The sequence below is a fragment of the Gilliamella sp. B2824 genome (genome assembly GCF_026536245.1).
GTDB lineage: Bacteria > Pseudomonadota > Gammaproteobacteria > Enterobacterales > Orbaceae > Gilliamella.
This window is the reverse complement of sequence record NZ_JAFNON010000001.1, coordinates 138,451-157,591: the sequence shown is the minus strand read 5'-3', so window position 1 is coordinate 157,591 and position 19,141 is coordinate 138,451. Positions and strand designations below refer to the sequence as shown.

Annotated in this window: 18 protein-coding genes; 9 read left to right on the top strand and 9 right to left on the bottom strand. The window is 36.0% G+C overall.

Annotated elements, in window-relative coordinates; all coding sequences use genetic code 11:
* Positions 1 to 56: 56 nt before the first annotated feature.
* The 6 genes from J3U56_RS00700 to citX are packed head-to-tail and all read left to right on the top strand — an operon-like array spanning position 57 to position 5,281.
* On the top strand, positions 57 to 902 hold the full coding sequence (locus J3U56_RS00700; RefSeq protein ID WP_267333714.1) for a fumarylacetoacetate hydrolase family protein: 846 nt from the start codon (positions 57 to 59) through the stop codon (positions 900 to 902).
* Between the two features lie 4 nt (positions 903 to 906).
* Entirely contained in the window at positions 907 to 1,941 is a 1,035-nt protein-coding gene (gene citC, locus J3U56_RS00695) for a [citrate (pro-3S)-lyase] ligase (protein WP_267333715.1), read from the top strand.
* 21 nt (positions 1,942 to 1,962) lie between these two features.
* Positions 1,963 to 2,253, top strand: coding sequence for a citrate lyase acyl carrier protein (gene citD, locus J3U56_RS00690; protein ID WP_065634739.1), 291 nt, complete (start codon positions 1,963 to 1,965; stop codon positions 2,251 to 2,253).
* Positions 2,250 to 3,137 carry a citrate (pro-3S)-lyase subunit beta gene (citE, locus tag J3U56_RS00685; protein WP_267343632.1) on the top strand — a complete coding sequence of 296 codons (888 nt, stop codon included), beginning with the start codon at positions 2,250 to 2,252 and terminating at the stop codon, positions 3,135 to 3,137. The genes citD and citE overlap by 4 nt, the downstream gene beginning before the upstream one ends.
* Before the next feature lie 12 nt (positions 3,138 to 3,149).
* The gene (gene citF, locus J3U56_RS00680; RefSeq protein WP_267348336.1) at positions 3,150 to 4,679 is read left to right on the top strand and encodes a citrate lyase subunit alpha; all 1,530 of its coding nucleotides are present in this window, start codon (positions 3,150 to 3,152) and stop codon (positions 4,677 to 4,679) included.
* A gap of 47 nt (positions 4,680 to 4,726) precedes the next feature.
* Positions 4,727 to 5,281, top strand: coding sequence for a citrate lyase holo-[acyl-carrier protein] synthase (gene citX, locus J3U56_RS00675; protein ID WP_267366333.1), 555 nt, complete (start codon positions 4,727 to 4,729; stop codon positions 5,279 to 5,281).
* Between the two features lie 84 nt (positions 5,282 to 5,365).
* Here citX and metB read toward each other — a convergent pair whose 3' ends face one another.
* Positions 5,366 to 6,532, bottom strand: coding sequence for a cystathionine gamma-synthase (gene metB, locus J3U56_RS00670; RefSeq protein WP_267348337.1), 1,167 nt, complete (start codon positions 6,530 to 6,532; stop codon positions 5,366 to 5,368).
* A 172-nt stretch (positions 6,533 to 6,704) separates the two neighbouring features.
* Here metB and metJ point away from each other — a divergent pair, with 172 nt between their 5' ends.
* Complete coding sequence (gene metJ / locus J3U56_RS00665; RefSeq protein WP_267333720.1) at positions 6,705 to 7,022, top strand: met regulon transcriptional regulator MetJ; 318 nt, start codon at positions 6,705 to 6,707, stop codon at positions 7,020 to 7,022.
* Positions 7,023 to 7,095: 73 nt separating this feature from the next.
* On the opposite strand, the gene rpmE is transcribed toward metJ, so the two are convergent.
* The 8 genes from rpmE to J3U56_RS00625 form a co-directional block, all read right to left on the bottom strand.
* A complete protein-coding gene (gene rpmE, locus J3U56_RS00660) occupies positions 7,096 to 7,311 on the bottom strand; it encodes a 50S ribosomal protein L31 (RefSeq protein ID WP_065634733.1) in 216 nt (71 codons plus the stop codon).
* Between the two features lie 137 nt (positions 7,312 to 7,448).
* Positions 7,449 to 8,501, bottom strand: coding sequence for an outer membrane-stress sensor serine endopeptidase DegS (degS, locus tag J3U56_RS00655; protein WP_267333721.1), 1,053 nt, complete (start codon positions 8,499 to 8,501; stop codon positions 7,449 to 7,451).
* Positions 8,502 to 8,615: 114 nt separating this feature from the next.
* On the bottom strand, positions 8,616 to 9,992 hold the full coding sequence (locus J3U56_RS00650) for a Do family serine endopeptidase (protein WP_323849430.1): 1,377 nt from the start codon (positions 9,990 to 9,992) through the stop codon (positions 8,616 to 8,618).
* 80 nt (positions 9,993 to 10,072) lie between these two features.
* Positions 10,073 to 10,477 (bottom strand): YhcB family protein, encoded by a 405-nt coding sequence (locus J3U56_RS00645; protein WP_267333722.1) that lies wholly within the window; start codon positions 10,475 to 10,477, stop codon positions 10,073 to 10,075.
* A gap of 58 nt (positions 10,478 to 10,535) precedes the next feature.
* Positions 10,536 to 10,997 carry a DUF721 domain-containing protein gene (locus tag J3U56_RS00640; protein WP_267343635.1) on the bottom strand — a complete coding sequence of 154 codons (462 nt, stop codon included), beginning with the start codon at positions 10,995 to 10,997 and terminating at the stop codon, positions 10,536 to 10,538.
* Between the two features lie 392 nt (positions 10,998 to 11,389).
* A complete protein-coding gene (locus J3U56_RS00635; protein ID WP_267366331.1) occupies positions 11,390 to 13,765 on the bottom strand; it encodes a glycoside hydrolase family 31 protein in 2,376 nt (791 codons plus the stop codon).
* Between the two features lie 96 nt (positions 13,766 to 13,861).
* Positions 13,862 to 15,280: a glucuronate isomerase gene (uxaC, locus tag J3U56_RS00630; protein WP_267366329.1), complete on the bottom strand. Its 1,419-nt coding sequence runs from the start codon at positions 15,278 to 15,280 to the stop codon at positions 13,862 to 13,864.
* A gap of 16 nt (positions 15,281 to 15,296) precedes the next feature.
* On the bottom strand, positions 15,297 to 16,766 hold the full coding sequence (locus J3U56_RS00625) for a mannitol dehydrogenase family protein (protein WP_267366328.1): 1,470 nt from the start codon (positions 16,764 to 16,766) through the stop codon (positions 15,297 to 15,299).
* 275 nt (positions 16,767 to 17,041) lie between these two features.
* On the opposite strand from J3U56_RS00625, the gene J3U56_RS00620 reads away from it, so the two are divergent.
* Positions 17,042 to 17,803 carry a GntR family transcriptional regulator gene (locus tag J3U56_RS00620; RefSeq protein ID WP_267333727.1) on the top strand — a complete coding sequence of 254 codons (762 nt, stop codon included), beginning with the start codon at positions 17,042 to 17,044 and terminating at the stop codon, positions 17,801 to 17,803.
* 78 nt (positions 17,804 to 17,881) lie between these two features.
* Complete coding sequence (gene uxuA / locus J3U56_RS00615; RefSeq protein ID WP_267348344.1) at positions 17,882 to 19,063, top strand: mannonate dehydratase; 1,182 nt, start codon at positions 17,882 to 17,884, stop codon at positions 19,061 to 19,063.
* Positions 19,064 to 19,141: the final 78 nt, after the last annotated feature.

The following is a 19,141-nucleotide window of genomic DNA, read 5'->3' as shown; positions in this document are numbered from 1 at the left end:
TTGTTCATTTTTATTTTGTATTTACAATCAACATAAACAGCTTTTAAGGAGTTTTCATGAAGCTTGTCAGTTATCTTGTCTCTGATCGAGCAAGTTTTGGTCTTCTCACTGAAAATGGCATTATTGATTTAAGAAAAAAATTAGACAATAAATACGTCGACTTAAAATCATTACTTGCAGACAAAGAAGGATTATCTATTGCCAAAACCTTTCTTGACGCACCATGTGACATTGATGAACAAGACATTACGTATTTACCAGTCATTCCAAATCCTAACAAAATTCTATGTGTAGGAATGAATTATGCAGAAAAACGAGCAGAATTTAATGAAACCAGTTCTGCGCCGACATTATTTGTTCGTTTTCCTGATTCACAAACTGGTCATAAAACCAATATTATTAAACCTGCTATTACAAATGAGTTAGATTACGAAGGTGAATTAGCCATTGTTATTGGTAAATTTGGTTTTAGAATTAAGCAAGAAGATGCTTTATCACACGTAGCAGGTTACAGTTGTTACATGGATGGTTCTATTCGTGATTGGCAATATACTTGGTTTACAGCTGGTAAAAATTGGCCAAGTACTGGCGCATTTGGTCCAAATTTAACAACCACTGATGAAATTCCTGATCCGACTGTATTATCACTGACCACTTACCTAAATGGTCAACAAATGCAGCATGACTCAATTTCTAATTTGGTTCATACTGTACCTGAATTAATTGCATATATCAGTACTTTTACACATTTATCGCCGGGTGATGTTATCCTAACAGGATCACCAGGTGGGGTAGGAAAAAAACGTCATCCACCTGTGTTTATGCAAGATGGTGATAAAATAGAAGTAGAAATTACTAAAATCGGACGTCTAACTAACACTGTTGTTGCAGAAAAAAGGTAACATTATGTATGATTTAGCTGATTATGAAGTTATTGATATTTCGAAGTCAGAACAAGATTATCAAGCGATAAAACAGTTACTCGCGTTATCAGATCTTGACTTAGACTCTCAAGTGACCATTTTTACAGTAGCAAAAATTAACAGTAAAATTATTGCTTGTGCAGGTATGGACCGTGACATCATCAAATGTGTTGCTATTGATCCAGAATATCGAGGTAATCAGCTTAATTTAACCTTAATGGATCACACTATAAAATATGCCAACGAACAAGGCTATTTTCATCTATTTTTATATACAAAACCTGAAAATATTGATTTTTTTAAGGGATGCGGTTTTTATCCTATTGTTGAAATAACAAATCTTGTTGTGCTGATGGAAAACACCCCTGTTGGTATTCAACAGTACTGTAAACAACTTAGTAGCCTACAACAAGAAGGTAAAAAGATTGGTAGCATTGTGATGAATGCGAACCCTTTTACCAAAGGTCACCAATATCTTGTCGAATATGCGGCAAATCAATGTGACTGGTTGCATGTTTTTGTTGTCAATGAAAATGCCTCATTATTTTCATTTGAAACTCGAATAAAGTTAGTACAAGAAGGTACCAAACAGTTCAAGAATGTGACAGTCCATGCAAGTTCACCTTATATTATTTCAAGAGCAACATTCCCTACTTATTTTTTAAAAGATAAAGCGAAGATCAATTACGCTTATATGGGAATCGACCTGCTTATTTTTCGAAATTATATCGCCCCAGCGCTAAATATCAGCTACCGCTTCGTTGGAACTGAACCGAATGATGAAGTGACTAAAGCCTATAATGAAGCTATGCGCTATTGGCTTATGGATAATACGGTTAGCCATTCATCACCAATTACTGTTGTTGAAATTGAGCGAAAAACCGAAGGCGATACGATTATATCGGCATCATTAGTTAGAAAATTATTAGCATCGGGGCAATATGAACAAATAAAACAGTTAGTTCCAACAACAACTTGGGACTATCTTTCAGCTAATTTGGATAAATTTAAAATTTAATACATTTTAAAAGGTAAAAAAATGAAAATACAAAAAGAAGCCATGGCTGGGACTCTCGAATCGAGTGATTTGTTAGTCAAAGTTATGCCAAATACAGGGATAGAAATTGTTATTAATAGTGATGTTAATAAACAATTCGGCGATCAAATTCGTGCAGTTGTCGATCAAACATTACGTGATCTGAATGTAACCGATGGCATGATAATTATCGATGATAAAGGTGCGCTAGATTGCGCGATTAAAGCAAGAATTCAATGTGCAGTATTACGCGGCGCTGAAGAAGAAAACTTAGATTGGAGTAAATTACTATGAAAAAATTACGTCGCAGTATGTTATTTCTTCCGGGCGCAAATGCAGCAATGTTATCAACATCTTTCGTATATAAACCAGATTCAATCATGTTTGACCTTGAAGATGCGGTTTCAATTAAAGAAAAAGATTCGGCTCGCTTATTAGTTGCACAAACATTATTACTACCTGTTTATAAAGAACATGGTATCGAAACGGTTGTAAGAATTAATGCGTTAGATACCCCATTTGGTTTAAAAGACCTTGAAGCTGTGGTACGTGCCGGTGTTGAAGTGGTTCGTTTACCAATGACAAACTCAGCAGAAGATATTCATGAACTTGAAGCACACGTTGAACGAATCGAAAAAGAGTGTGGTCGAGAAGTGGGTAGTACTAAGTTAATGGCAGCAATCGAATCTGCACAAGGTGTGGTTAATGCTGTTTCTATTGCTAAATCTTCTCCTCGTTTAATCGGTATTGCGCTAGCTGCATTTGACTATTTAGTTGACATGCAAACTGAGCGTGGTGATGGTACCGAACTGTTTTATGCTCGCTGTGCAGTTTTACATGCAGCACGTGTGGCAAAAATTGATGCCTTTGATGTGGTTTATTCCAATGTTAATGACGATGAAGGTTTCTTAAAAGAAGTTAGCCTAATTAAAAAACTAGGTTATAACGGTAAATCACTGATTAATCCAAGACAAATCGAATTACTACATAATGCATATGCGCCAACAGCTGCTGATGTTGAAAATGCTAAAAAAGTGGTTGAAGCAGCAGAAGAAGGAGAAAGAAAAGGCCTAGGCGTTATTTCTCTAAATGGCAAAATGATTGATGCACCGATTATTGAACGCGCTAGAAAAGTTATTGAGTTAGCAAAATATTCCGGTGTACGTAAAGAACTTTGATAGGATGACAAAATGACTACTTCTATAAACAAAAAAATTGATGATTTGCTTAAACAGCATCCCGATCTCAAGAATATTACGCCATTTATTGACGCGAATACAACCACTCCCTATTTAAAAGATGAGTCTAAATATACACGAAAATTATGTGATTCTATTGAACAAGCAATACACAAATGTGAATTACGTGACGGTATGACCATCTCTTTCCATCACGCATTTCGTGAAGGTGATAAGGTTATTAACAAAGTTGTCGAGACGATTAGTAAGTTAGGTATCAAAAACTTAACTTTAGCTTCAAGCTCATTGTTAAGCTGTAACTCAGCACTAATTCCACATATCGAGTCAGGCGTAATCACAAAAATTTATACGTCTGGTTTACGTGGTAAATTAGCTGATGCAATTTCACATGGTTTAATGCAAAACCCTGTCCATATTCATTCACATGGTGGACGAGTAAAACTTATCCAAAGTGGTGAAATTAATATTGATATCGCATTTTTAGCTGTTTCAACTGCTGATGAGCAAGGCAATGCGAATGGTGTATCAGGTAAATCACAATGTGGTGCGCTAGGTTATGCCATGGTTGATGCCCAATTTGCTAAAAAAGTGGTATTACTTACTGAAGACATCGTTGGTTATCCTAACCATCCTGCATCTATTCGCCAAGATCAAGTTGACTATATTGTGAAAGTTGATGAGGTTGGTGACCCAACTAAAATTAGCGTAGGGGCTGCACGTATTACCAGCAATCCACGTGAACTTATGATTGCACGTTACGCAGCTGATGTAATTGAGTATTCAGGTTATTTTAAAGATGGATTTTCTATCCAAACCGGTTCTGGTGCTTCTTCAACCGCGGCAACGCGCTTTTTAGAAAATCGTATGCGTGCTAAAAATATCACTGCATCATTTGCATTAGGTGGTATCACAGCAAGTATTGTTGATTTGCATGAAAAAGGATTAGTAAAACGTTTATTAGATACACAAAGCTTTGATGGCGCAGCCGGTCAATCTTTAGGTAGAAATAAAGATCATATTGAAGTATCAACAAATGTCTATGCTAACCCTGCATCTAAAGGTGCAAGTGTTGATGAATTAGATATTGTTATCCTGAGTGCACTAGAAATTGACCTTGATTACAACGTTAATGTGTTAACGGGTTCTGATGGCGTGATGCGTGGCGCATCAGGTGGGCACTGTGATACAGCAGCCGGTGCAAACTTAACCATTATTGTTGCACCATTAATTCGTAGCCGTATTCCTACAGTCATTAAAAAAGTCACCACTATTGTAACGCCAGGTGAAAGTGTTGATGTACTTGTAACCGATCATGGTATTGCGGTTAATCCTGCTCGTCCTGAAATAGCAGAACGTTTAAAAGCAGCAAATTTACCGGTCATGACCATTGAAGAGCTATATCAACGTGCTGTTTCATTAACAGGTGAACCAAAACCAATTGAATTTGAAGATAAAATTGTGGGTATTGTTCACTTCCGTGATGGTTCAGTCATTGATGTTGTTCGTCAAGTTAAAGATTAATTTATCACTTTATAGCATGACATCTAACGATGTCATGCTTTTCAATTATGACTAATATATTATTGAAATTCGATGATGGTACGCCAGTTAACCTTGAACAGATGTTATTGGCCAAAGAACAACGAGTCGAGCATCAGCGTAACGCAATTAAGTGTTACCCTTTTCCACTTATTTCGCTTAGTTTAGTCATTCCTGGTCCAATAAAAAAGAGTACTGGCACTAAGGTATTGTTTAGAGAAGCGATAACCGCTATTCACCATTTATTAGCAAAAAATATGCTTCAAATTATACATGAAGAGCAATTCTGTGCGTTAACAGGTTATGAAGCAATAATTTCAGTCGAATGCTCAAGTGATCAATTAAAACAGCTTTGTATCGAAATTGAAAACAATCATCCATTAGGTCGATTATGGGATATCGATGTTATTGATGCGAAAACTGAGCAAAGTGTTTCACGTACGCAATTAGGACATCAATCCAGACAATGTTTGGTATGTCAAGATATGGCTAAAGTATGTGGTCGAAGCAGAAAACATACTGTTGATGACATGCTTGCTGCTATCGAAAAAATGACGAATGACTATTTTAATTTAGCGAGTTAAGTCACCAAACTTAGCGCTATTAATCGCAATGGGAATAATGAAAATAATAATTTGTCATCATCCCCATATCATCTAAAAAATAGTTTAAATAACCGATAATGCTTGCTGTAAATCAGCTAATAAATCATCTACCTCTTCTAACCCTACTGAAATACGCAATAACTGGTCTGAAATACCAGCAGTTTTACGCGCTTCTGCACTTATTCCAGAATGCGTCATCGTTGCAGGGTGGCAAATTAAGCTTTCGACACCGCCTAATGATTGCGCTAAGGTAAAAATATTGAGTGCCTTTAAAAATTTTGGCATAACCTCTGCTTGACCTGCAAGTTCAAAACTTAACAGTGAACCAAAGCCTTTTTGTTGTTTTTTGGCTATGTCATGTCCAAGGTTACTCGATAAAGAAGGATGATAAACTTTTGCAACTTTAGGATGATTAACTAAGAATTCCACTACTTTTTGCGCATTATCTTGTTGTAATTTCACTCGAGCAGCTAAAGTACGTAAACCACGCAATAACAGGTAACTATCAAATGATGAAGTCAAGGTACCAATATTGTTTGCCCACCATAACACATCTGTTGCAAGTTGTTGATCCTTAAACACCAAAATTCCTGCCAATAAATCAGAATGGCCATTTAAAAATTTAGTACAAGAATGGGTGACGATGTCGGCACCAAGTTCTAAAGGTTTTTGCAAAATAGGCGTCATAAAAGTATTATCAACCAAAACAATAGCACCGGCTTGATGCGCTTGACGAGTAATGTCTTGAATATCCACCACGCGTAATAATGGATTACTTGGTGATTCAATTAAAACTAATTTAGGCCCTAAACTCAATGCTTGTTTTAATGCAATAGGATCGGATTGATCGACAAATTTAGTTTTAAAATAACCTCGCTCACTCAAACTATTAAAAAGACGATAACTGCCACCGTAACAATCGTGAGGTGCCACAACTAAATCATTGGGGGTTAATAATGCAACACTAACCAAATGAATAGCTGACATACCACAATTAGTCAAAATTGCATCTGCCCCACCCTCTAACTTAGCAACAGTTTGTTCTACTAATCGCCGACTTGGATTAGATTTACGCGCGTAATCAAATTGTCTTGGTGTAGCGAACTCTTGATAGCGGTAACAAGTTGAAGGTGTAATCACTGGAACAACACTTCCATATTGATCATCAGTATTTAATCCACCACGAACAGCAATTGTTCCTTGGCTTAAATTTCTTGATTGGCTAGCCATAATATCATCCTAAAACGTTTATTTATTATTAGATACCTTTTGTATAAGAATAGCACAATAAATAAAGCCGTCAACATGTCTAGACGTCTAACTGTCTCGATGTGTAGATTGCAGTTATTAAAAAAAAACGATAAAATTATCCACATTAATTGTAATGTAATACTGGTGAACAATGATGGAATGGAATGGCGAATATATAAGCCCTTATGCAGAGCATGGTAAGAAAAGTGAGCAAGTAAAAAAAATTACAGTGTCAATTCCGTTAAAAGTCCTAAAAATATTAACTGATGAACGTACTCGCCGACAGGTAAATAATTTACGCCATGCCACAAATAGTGAATTATTATGTGAAGCCTTTTTGCATGCCTACACTGGTCAACCTTTACCTTGTGATGAGGATTTACAAAAAGATCGTGAAGATGTTATTCCAATGCAAGCTCAAAAAATAATGCGTAATTTAGGCATTGATCCCAGCTTAATCGATGAATAAAATGAAATTCCAAAGCATAGTAAAAACAAAAAGGCGCATTAAGCGCCTTTTTTGATAATGATTCATTACAATCTTATTTTTTGCCGCCAACCATAGCAAAACGTTGTTTGAATTTATCTACACGTCCACCAGTTGCAACATCACGTTGTTTACCAGTGTAGAATGGATGGCATTCACCACATACGTCAAGATGAATATCGTGACCAATAGTTGAATGTGTTTTGATCACATTACCGCATGAACAAGTTGCTGTAATGGCTGTATATTGAGGATGGATACCTTCTTTCATAATAAACCTCTTAAGTTTGTTCGTATCGCTATATAGATGGCTAAAAGCAAAATCTAAACACCATACGAGTGTTAAAAAAACATGATAAGGGCGCAAATTATACGCCCTATAGTGGCTATAATCAAGTAACAAAATAGTTAAACGGGTAATTGACCTATTGTCACTTGAAGTTCAACTCTTTCTCCATTACGTAATACAATAATGGGGATTGTTGTGCCCGGTTTCAACTCTGCAATTCTATCCATTGTTTCAACAATGGATTTGACCGGTTTATTATCGACCATAATCAAAATATCATTAGCTTGAACACCTGCTTGTAATGACGGCCCTTCCGCATTAGTCACCAAAATGCCTAATACAACCGGTGGATCACTCGGATTTTGAGTCGGGGCAAACTCTAACCCATCAATACCGATATAGCCCCGAATCACTTTACCGTCTTGAATTAATTTATTCATAATTTTAACAGCTAAAGCGGTAGGAATAGCAAAACCGATACCTTCAGGCACTTCATTACCTAGATTTTTAGCAAAGGTTAAGGTATTAATACCGACTAATTCACCTTTACTATTAACTAAGGCCCCCCCTGAATTACCATGGTTAATTGATGCATCGGTTTGAATAAAGTTTTGTCTTCGATAAGGACTTAATCCATCACGACCTGTCGCACTAATAATACCTTGGGTGATCGTTTGCCCAATATTATAAGGATTACCAATGGCGAGAACCACATCACCTATTTTAGGCTCGCGATTAGGATTAATAGGTATAGTTGGAATATTACTTGCGTCAATCTTTAATACCGCAATATCAACAAGTTTATCAGTGCCAACCGATAAAGCTTCAAATATTCGACCATCTTGTAAAGCGACAATAATTTGTTCTGCACCATCCACCACATGATAATTGGTAATAATATAGCCATGGTCGCTCATGATCACACCCGAACCCAATGGCGTAATTGCACTATCTTGAGGTTGTTTGGGCAGAGAATTAATAGAGCGACTATAAATATTAACTACCGCTGGTGCAGCAACTTTTACCGCATCGGAATAACTCATGGGATCATTATTAAAAATCGATCTTGGAAAATTTGACTGAGTTCCATTGCGCAAGGATGGAAAGATAATTAATAATACAATCGCTAAAACCGCACCAATCAACATTGGCCATAAAAATTTTTTAAGCATTATCAGAGGTATCTAGATAAGAATGAATAGTGATGATTTTATCATATCTAATGGCAGGTTAGAATTTTAGTTTTCGCCGATAATGCTATCGGCGACATGTAGCTAACGCATTAATTAGCGTAAAATAAGATAAAGCTGGCTATCACCACGCACAATATTTAAAGCAATAGCAGATGGTTTACTATCAATAATTTTACGTAAATCAGCAATATTATTGATTCTTTCTTTATTTACGCCAGTAATAAGGTCGCCCTCTTGTAAACTTAATCGTGATGCTGGCGAATTTTTAGCAATACTTTCGATTAATACACCTTTTTTACCTTTAATATCACCATTGCTTAATGTTGCACCTTCAAGAGCAGGATGCAATGATTTCGCTTCAGTTGAAGATTCATCACTATTTTTTAGTGTAACATCCACTGTCATCTCTTTACCATCACGAATCAAACCTAATTTTACGGTTCGACCAGCGCCAGTAGTGGCAATTTTAGCGCGTAATTCGGCAAAACTATCAACTGGTTTGCCATCCATTGATATAATGACATCACCCGATTTTATACCCGCATCTTTAGCGGCGGAATCATCAATCACTTCACTTACAAAGGCACCTTTTTGCACGTCAAGATCGAAAGCTTTGGCGATATCCGAGGTTAACTCATTACCTTTAATACCAAGTACACCACGCTTAACTTCACCGTATTCAATAAGTTGAGACGTCAAGTTTTTTACCATATTACTTGGAATTGCAAAACCAATACCCACATTGCCACCACTAGGCGCAATAATTGCAGTATTAATGCCAACTAATTCACCGTTTAAATTCACTAATGCACCGCCTGAATTACCACGATTAATTGAAGCATCGGTTTGTATGAAGTTTTCAAAACCATTCATATTCAGCCCACTACGCGCTAAGGCTGAAATAATACCAGAAGTAACAGTTTGACCAATTCCAAATGGGTTACCAATGGCGACCACAAAATCACCTACGCGCATTTTATCTGAATCGGCTAATTTAATGGCAGTTAATTTTTTAGCATCTTCAACCTTTAGTAGCGCGATATCACTTTGCGGATCTTTACCTATTAATTTTGCTTTATATTCATGACCATCATTCAATACCACTGTAATGGTATCGGCATTATCAATCACATGATTATTGGTGACAATATAGCCTTTATCAGCATCAATAATCACACCCGATCCTTGACCGGTAAAGGATCTTGATTGGCTATCTGGGTAACCAAAAAATCGTCTAAATTCTTCCGGAATATTAGTTTGCATTTGTGCTGTTCCTTCTACCTTAATACTAACGACAGAAGGTAATACCGTTTCTAACATAGGCGCTAAACTAGGTTGTGATGCGTTATCTCCTGTTGAAATGGCAGGGAGAGTAGCATAGGCATTGGGTAACCCTGATAAGACCATACCTAACGTTAATGCAATTGCACTAAATAATTTTTTTGGTTTTGGTAAAGAATTATTAATCATAAAACACTCTCGTTTTTAACAATTGATTTTTTTACATTAATGTTCCGCCAGATAACACTGGCGAAAAGAGTTAGAGCTAGTTAAGATTTATTTTCGTCTGTTTTAAATAAACCAGAAGGGTTATCAGAATAGTCTTTAGGTTGCTTTTCAAGTGTGATTTCTGTTTTGATATCTGCATCTTTATTCATATCTAAAGCGATAGCTGTGATATCGTCATCAGACGAGAATTTACCTGAATTTTCAGCCATATGTTGATAAAGGCGACGGAACTCTTTAGCCATATTATCTAATATTTCTGCACTGTGTGAGAAGTGTTTAACAATAGTCTGTTTTTGTGTTTTAAGCTCTTCTTGTGTCTGTTCAAGTTCACGTTTTACTTTTGCAAACTCACGACCTTTTTTACTAAACATATTAGTTAAAATAAACCCGATAATAAAACCAATTACTACACCAATCGCCAGATAAATCATCATCTGTTTATCCATATTTCACTCCTTGTATTTATTTTGTTCTAGTATATACATTATCGTTCAATTGTTTTACTTATTTTGCATGGTTAGCAAGTTTAATCAATTGTTTTTTTAATTTATCGGGTGCACTTTCCGCTAAACTATACAAGTATGTCGCACTCTGTGTACTTAATATGCGGCTTGCATTGGCACTTTTCAATGCATTGTCACGCATTATTGAGGACCCAACTAACAGGTCGGGATTAATTTTAAATTGAATAGAAGATAAAGACGGTAAAACTTTTTTACGTATACCCGATAGCAAATGATTTTGCTCATATTTTAATCGAGTTAACCAACTAGCTGAACTCACCTCTAAAATTAGCACACCTTGGCGATAATTCGCAATTCTATAATGCTGTTGTAATGGAGAAGGCAATAACTCATTAATCACATCCGCTAATTTAGCTAATGCAACTGTTCTTTCTTTTATCTCAGATAACCAAGATTGTTGTGACAAAATCGACGGTAATATTTGTGGCTGGTTATAACGCATCTATTATGTTTATCCTTGCTTCTTAATGTCACGTTAACATTGTATATAAAATACAACAGTAAATAATTTACCTTATTTCATAAAAAATGTCCTGCTATAAAAATACATTTACAGTTTTTTAAATCTTCATTAAGACATAATAGAAAATAAATTTCAAAATAAGGTGACTTTCATTAAGATTAAAATTTATGTTCTGAATTTTTTATATTCCAGAATCATAATACACTTGCATCAGTTAAATTAACTCGTTGATACAACAGAGTAAAATCAAATGTTATTAATCCTAATAAAAGCCCCAATAAATTGAAAATTTATGTTTTAATTCACATTTAAGTGTTAATTATTTATACACTTTAAAAGTGTTGTTATAAAGCATAGTGTAAGTAAGTGCATTAGCTTATTGCACTTAAATTAACCTTATTTATTGGCTCATCGTTAATATAAAGTGTACGCAATTCTCCTTTTGGTAAGGTAATGACCAGCTCTTGCCAAGCTGGAATATAACTTCCATTTGCTTTCAAACGAAGATCAATTCGATCATTAGTCGACACTAACTGCCAATTGATCCATAATCCAACACCATTTTGATAAGCATAGCTTTCACCATCATCTTCAAAAAAACAACCTTGAGAGGTATGAATACCTTTCGCTGGGAAAACTTTAAATTCTCGATAATCATCGAGTTTATGATTCACATAAGCTAGGCGTTTTGAAACAGGAATAACCGAACCTGCTTTAACTAACAATGGAAATGATTCTAATGGTGCCGGTAAAGTGATTGACTGTTTACCACTAAACCACTGATGAGAATGGTAACAATACCAGCCAACTTGATTGTCAGGTAAATAAACGACTCGCTGACGTTGTCCCGGTTCAACAATACTTGCCACTAATAAATCCTGACCAATCATAAAATCATCAGTTTCAACAAACGTCTGTAAATCATGTTCATGATCTAAAAATGTTGGTCTTAACATTGGTTCATCATGTTGATGGGCTTGCCAGAGTAAATTATAAAAATAAGGTAATAATTGATATCGAAGGCAAATTGTATCGCGAATAATCGGCGTAACTTCTTGATACATCCACGGTTCATTGACTGTATGATCATCATTCCAAGAATGAATGGTAAAACGCGGATGCATAATGCCGTTTTGTACCCAACGTACAAATAATTCTGCGTCCGGTTTATCACCCGAAAAACCACCGACATCATGCCCGACATTATAAAGACCAGACAAACTCATGCCTAAACCCATACGTATATTGTATTTAAGCGTCTGCCAACTGGTACGATTATCTCCCGACCATGTTTGTACATAGCGTTGAATACCTGCACAACCTGAACGAGAAATTAAATAAGGACGAATAGTTGGGTTATAGCTCTGTTGTGCTTCCATTGAAGCTCTAGACATAAGTAAAGGCATAACTGGACGAATATGTTTTATCGCAATCTCCTGACCAAAGCCATGACAACGAGCCTCACCGTCCCACACTTCAAACTCATTATTATCATTCCATGTCGAGTCGATTCCCATCTCTAAAAGCTGCTCAGTAACGTTTTGTCTCCACCAATTATAGGCTTGTGGATTGGTGAAATCTAAGTGAGAGCCTTCATCATCCCAAAACATTGAACGTTCAGGTGCGTCACTTTCCGAATCTTTAATAAATAATCCTTTATCAGCCACTTCTTTATATTTAGGATGATCTTGTAACAAACAAGGTTTAATATTGGCTGCAATTTTTAAACCCGCAGCATGGTAAGATTGCGTAAACGCTTTTGGATCGGGGAATTTATCATAGTTCCAATTAAACACATATCGTTTACCATTAATCGATGTATATCCCGAAGAGAGTTGAAATGAATCACAAGCAATACCATGCTCTTCACACAAATCAATAAAGTTTTGCATTTGTTCTTGCGCGTTAGGGGCATCGGTATAAAACATTGTTGAACCACTATACCCTAGACTCCATTTAGGACCAAAAAAAGTTTTACCTGTCAGTTTAATAAAAGACTTCGTCACATCGATAATTTTAGGACCTAAAAAGACATAAAAATCGATGTCGCCCGCTTCAGCCTGATAACGACGATATGGCAGATGATAATTGTCATGTTCTGTCCCTAAATCGATCCAACAACTACTTAAATTATCATAAAACAGTCCAAAACTGACTTGATTACGATGCGTAATGGTAAACGGAATATGCTTATAGAGCGGATCGGTATTTTTAGCATTATACCCCATGGCATCAAGATTACGCATTTCAAAACGACGACCTGCACGATTAAGATCCCCCGCTTTATCACCCAAACCATAGTATTGTTCATCTTGATACCTTCGTTGGTAATGTGCAATACCATCACCATGCGGGTTTATCAGATATGCACTGGTACTTCTATCTTCAACCAGAAGCTCCCATTGTTGATTTTTGTTCTTAAACTCCCACTTTAACGACAGTGGTTGCTTAATTGTCACACGTAAATGTTGTGTGCTGACTGTTATTTGATTATCTGAATGTGATAATTGATATGTTGGCAGTGAAAAACCTTCAGTACTTAACCTATCGCGTCCCTCTAATGGTACATCACCATTCGGCGCAATACTCCAAGTTTTGTCTAATGATAAACTATCCTGTCGCTTAATTAGAACACGAAACATTCTTTCTTCTAACACGTATAAGCAAAAGCAGTATTTTTCATCCACTAAAAGTTCAATACAGTTACTTTGCTCTTTTTTAAATATCCATTTTTTTAACGTTTTCATCAGACAACCTCTTAATTGGTATCAATTTATTTAAAACATTCAACAACACAGTTAGTCAAACACGTAAAGTTTTACATATAGGGTTACATTGGCATATTATTGATGAATTTTAGTTTGAAAATAACGATGCGCATTATCGAAACAGATATTCCTAACCATATTCCCAACCAAATTAAAATCCGCAGGGATTTCACCATTTTCCATCCAACTACCGATCATATTGCACAAAATTCGCCTAAAGTACTCATGCCTTGTAAAAGATAAAAAACTACGAGAGTCAGTCAACATTCCCACAAATTGACTTAATAATCCCATTTGAGAAAGCTGCATCAATTGGCGCTGCATGCCATCTTTTTGATCGTTAAACCACCATCCCGAACCAAATTGGATTTTACCCGCCATATCCGAGCCTTGAAAATTGCCCACCATAGTAGCTATTACTTCGTTATCACGTGGGTTTAAACAATACAAAATGGTTTTAGGTAATTGATCGGTCAAATCTAATAAACCAAGCAGCGAAGATAAAGGCTCAGCTATTGGTCTATCACCAATAGAATCAAAGCCAGCATCGGGCCCTAGTATTTTAAACATTCGTTGATTATTATTTCGTAACGCGCCTAAATGTAATTGCATAACCCAGTTACGCTGATGATATTGCTTACCTAACCACACAAGAATAGCGGTGCTAAATTGGGCTATTTCTACTTCAGATAAAGATTGATTCATTAAACGCTTTGTTAGAATGTGATCAAGCTGTTTTTCAGGAGGAATGTCGGCATAACGCAATATTTCGATACCATGATCAGCTGCTTGACAATTATGTTGTTCAAAATGATCTAACCTTTTTGTCAAAGCACAAAGAAGTTTCTCAAAACTATTAATTTCAATATCAGCAGCTACACCCAGTTGACCGATATAATCTGTAAATCCAGACAATTCAATTTTAAACACTTTATCAGGTCGCCAACTTGGGCGGACTTTAGTTTCAAACGCATTATCCAAACTAATTTTTTTATGATACTCAAGAGAATCAATTGGATCATCAGTTGTGCCTACTGCTTTGACTTTCATTTGCTTTAAAATGCCTTGAGTAGAAAATTCTTTTGTCGCCAACAGTTCGTTCGCTTGCAACCAAATTTTTTCAGCTGTGTTTTCATTAAAAAGAATATTTTTTATACCGAATGGGCGTTTTAGTTCTAAATGAGTCCAATGATAAATTGGGTTACCTAGCGTCAATGGCACAACTTTTGCCCAAGTAAGATATTTATCATAATCAGTAGCATTACCTGTGATTAGATTTTCATTAATACCCGCAGTGCGTAGTACTCGCCATTTGTAATGGTCTCCAGCTAACCAGATTTCTGCTAAATTACGAAAATTTTTATTTTCCGCGATTTCTTTTGGTGAAAGATGGCAGTGATAGTCATAGATAGGTTGATCTTGAGCATAATCAAAATATAGCCTTTGTGCTGCATCAGTTTGTAATAAAAAATTATCATCTAAAAAACTTTTCATGCTGTCTTATCCAAAATTAGATTATTAAATCGTTGATTGTTTGTTTTGCACCTTTATGCATCAAAGAAAGATAATGCTCACTCACTTTTTGTTTAAATAGTGCGTTTTTCGGTAAATCCGTTCCAAACACTGCATTAAGACTGAGCAAGGCATCAACTCTTTCAAGGCCGTCTGGACTAGATTTAACTAACCGAGTAAGTTCATTTAACATAGGATCGCGAACATCAATAGCCTGATTATTATCATCGACGCCCCCAACATAACGCATCCAAGCTGCTACACCTAAAGCCAGTAATGAAAAATCAGAATGATGACTAATATGCCAACGAATTGAATCAAGCATACGTTGTGGTAGTTTTTGTGTGCCATCCATAGCAATTTGCCATGTTCTATGTTTTAGTGATGGATTACTAAATCTTTCAATCAGTTTATTAGCATAGTGTTGTAAATTAACATTTGATGGAACATTTAAGGTTGGAGCTTGCTGTTGCAGCATTAATGATAAAGTCGCTTTTTTATAGTTTTTATCATTCATACAATCGTTAATATGTTCATAACCCGCTAAATAGCCTAAATAAGCTAAAAATGAGTGGCTGCCGTTTAACATTCTGAGTTTCATCTCTTCATATGGGACGACATCATCAACAAATTCAGCACCCACTTCATCCCAATTAGGTCGATTAGTCACAAAGTTATCTTCAATCACCCATTGGATAAACGGTTCACAAGCAATACCGCATGGATCATACATGCCACCTAAAGCATGTTCAATTTCTATCAACGTTTCAGATGTTGCAGCCGGTACAATGCGATCAACCATTGTACAAGGAAAGGTAGTATTCGCTTCAATCCATAAAGCTAACTGAGTATCACGAGCATTAGCTAAACCTAAAATCGCTTTTTTCAATACCAATCCATTTTCTGGAATATTGTCACAAGATAGTGCTGTAAATGACCTTAATCCTCGTTGCATTCTTCGATAAAGCGCTTCAACAATCACACCCGGAGCCGACATTGGCTTAGATGGATTAGCCAAATCAGCCTTAATCAGCGCGTTATTCAAATCTAAACCTGAACCACCGGGTAACATACAATAGCCTTTCTCTGTGACTGTTAATGATACAATCTCAACAACAGGATCAGCCATTTTTTCCAAAATAGTATCAATACCATCACTTGTCGCTAACAGTGATTCTTTTACACTACCAATAATAAATGCTTCTTTAGTCGTTGCGCCTTTTTCTAAAACCGTATAAAGATGATCTTGCTTGCGAATATCATCAATTAATTGTTCACCACCCACAATGTTAACTTCGCAAATCCCCCAGTCACTATTACCTCGATTCAATAATCGATCGGTAAATAAAGCTTGATGCGCGCGATGAAAAGCACCAAACCCTAAATGCACAATACGCGCGATCATGTTATTTCTGTTATAAGAAGGTTTATTTTGAATTGATGACGGAACATCTAATAAATTTAACATTTTTTCAACCATAGATAATTGTTTACCAATAATATTGGTTAAACATATTTTCACTTGTTAATAAATTTTTCACCTATATTTTTTATTTTTTGTGATTAAAATCACGTTTTTTGGTTTATTTTATAGTCGAAGATAACAAAATATTTATAATGAACACCAAAATTGGTATTCCAATTATAAAATTAGCGCCCATTATTTTATAAACAACTTCTGGTACTGATAATAATTAGCGTATAATTACACTAAATCAAAGTAAGAATGGGGATTTATAGATAATGCTTACTGTTAATCGGCTATATCAAGAAATTGGTAATGAGCTGAAATCATTATTAAAAAGTGGAACTTACAAATTAGGTGACCGACTACCACCTGAACGAGACATTGCCGAAGCATTTAGTGTAAGTAGAACAGTAGTACGTGAAGCACTAATTATGTTAGAGCTGGAAAATTTAGTCACAGTTAAAAAAGGATCGGGAGTTTATGTAATTGGTTTACCAGATGAAATCTTATCCGAAAAAGATAAAAAAATCGAAGAAGAAGATTTTGGGCCATTTGAATTATTGCAGGCAAGACAACTAATTGAAAGTAATATTGCCGCTTTTGCCGCGTCACAAATAGTTAAATCCGATATCATTGAGTTAAGATCAATCTTGGAACGAGAACGACAAATTTTAGAGCAAGGGTTAATTGATGATTATAGTGACGATGAATTGTTTCATATCACGATCGCCAAAGCGACTAAAAACTCAGTTCTTGAGGGTTTATTACAGGATTTATGGCAAAGACGTTCAGCAAGTAAAATGTGGAATCAATTGCATAGTCGTATCACTGATCACAGTTATCGAAAAAAATGGCTTGATGACCATGAAAAAATTTTACAAGCTTTGCAAATAAAAGATGCGATGGCTGCGCGCCATGCAATGTGGCAACATTTAGAAAATGTTAAACAAACATTAATGACCGTTTCTGATAGTGAAGATCCAAATTTTGATGGTTATTTATTTGATTCTATTCCTGTTAACATTGTTAACCAATGAACAATATAAACCAACGTCATTTATCGATCTTTTAGCTATTGAAATATTAAATAAGCTAAAAATTTAAGGAGAATTTAGATGGAACAAACAATGCGTTGGTTTGGTCCTAGCGATCCAGTATCATTAGATGACATTAGGCAAGCTGGGGCAACAGGAATTGTGACCGCTTTGCACCATATTCCTAATGGTGAAGTGTGGCCGATTGAAGAGATTCAAAAACGCAAAAACATGATTGAAGAAAAAGGGTTAACTTGGTCAGTTGTTGAAAGTATTCCCATTCATGAAGAGATAAAAACACACACGGGTAATGTTGAGCAACATATTGCCAATTATCAGCAATCAATTCGGAATTTAGCCGCCTGTGGTATTGATACTGTTTGTTATAACTTCATGCCTGTTTTAGACTGGACTCGAACCGATCTTGCTTACACATTACCTGATGGTTCTAAAGCACTCCGTTTTGACCAAGTTGCTTTCGCTGCATTTGATATTCATCTTTTAAAAAGACCTAATGCAGAAAACGATTATTCAAATGAAGATATTGACAGCGCAAAAACATATTTTGAAAAAATGACACAAGCAGATAAGGACAAGCTTGTTGCTAATATTATTGCGGGTTTACCAGGAGCAGAAGAAGGTTACTCTCTTGATCAGTTTAGAGCCCACCTTGCCACTTATGATGGCATTGACAAAAATAAACTGCGTGAAAATTACGCCTATTTCCTGAAAAACATTGTACCTGTTGCTGAAGAAGTCGGCGTAGTATTAACCGTACATCCTGATGATCCACCACGTCCTATTCTAGGGTTACCGCGCATTGTTTCAACTATCGAAGATATGCAATGGATTAAAGATACAGTTGACAGTATTCATAATGGTTTTTGTTTCTGTACTGGGTCTTATGGAGTTCGTCAAGATAACGATTTAGCCAAAATGGCTGAAAAATTTGCTGATCGTGTGCATTTTATTCATCTACGGGCAACAGTCCGAGAAGATAATCCACTCTCTTTCCATGAGGGAGATCACCTTGCTGGTGATGTTGACATGTACGCAGTCATTAAAGCTCTGGTTAGCGAAGAACAGCGACGTAAAAAAGCAGGAATTAAACGTGCTATTCCCGTTCGTCCCGATCATGGACACCAAATGTTAGATGATCTGAAAAAGAAAACCAATCCGGGTTATTCTGCCATTGGTCGTTTAAGAGGATTAGCCGAAATTCGCGGTGTAGAATACGCGATTAAACGTGCATTTTTTGAATAGACCCGCTGTTAACACAATCAAAAATAAAGCCCATATAATGGGCTTTTTTATTATTATTGATAATCATAAAAAATAAAA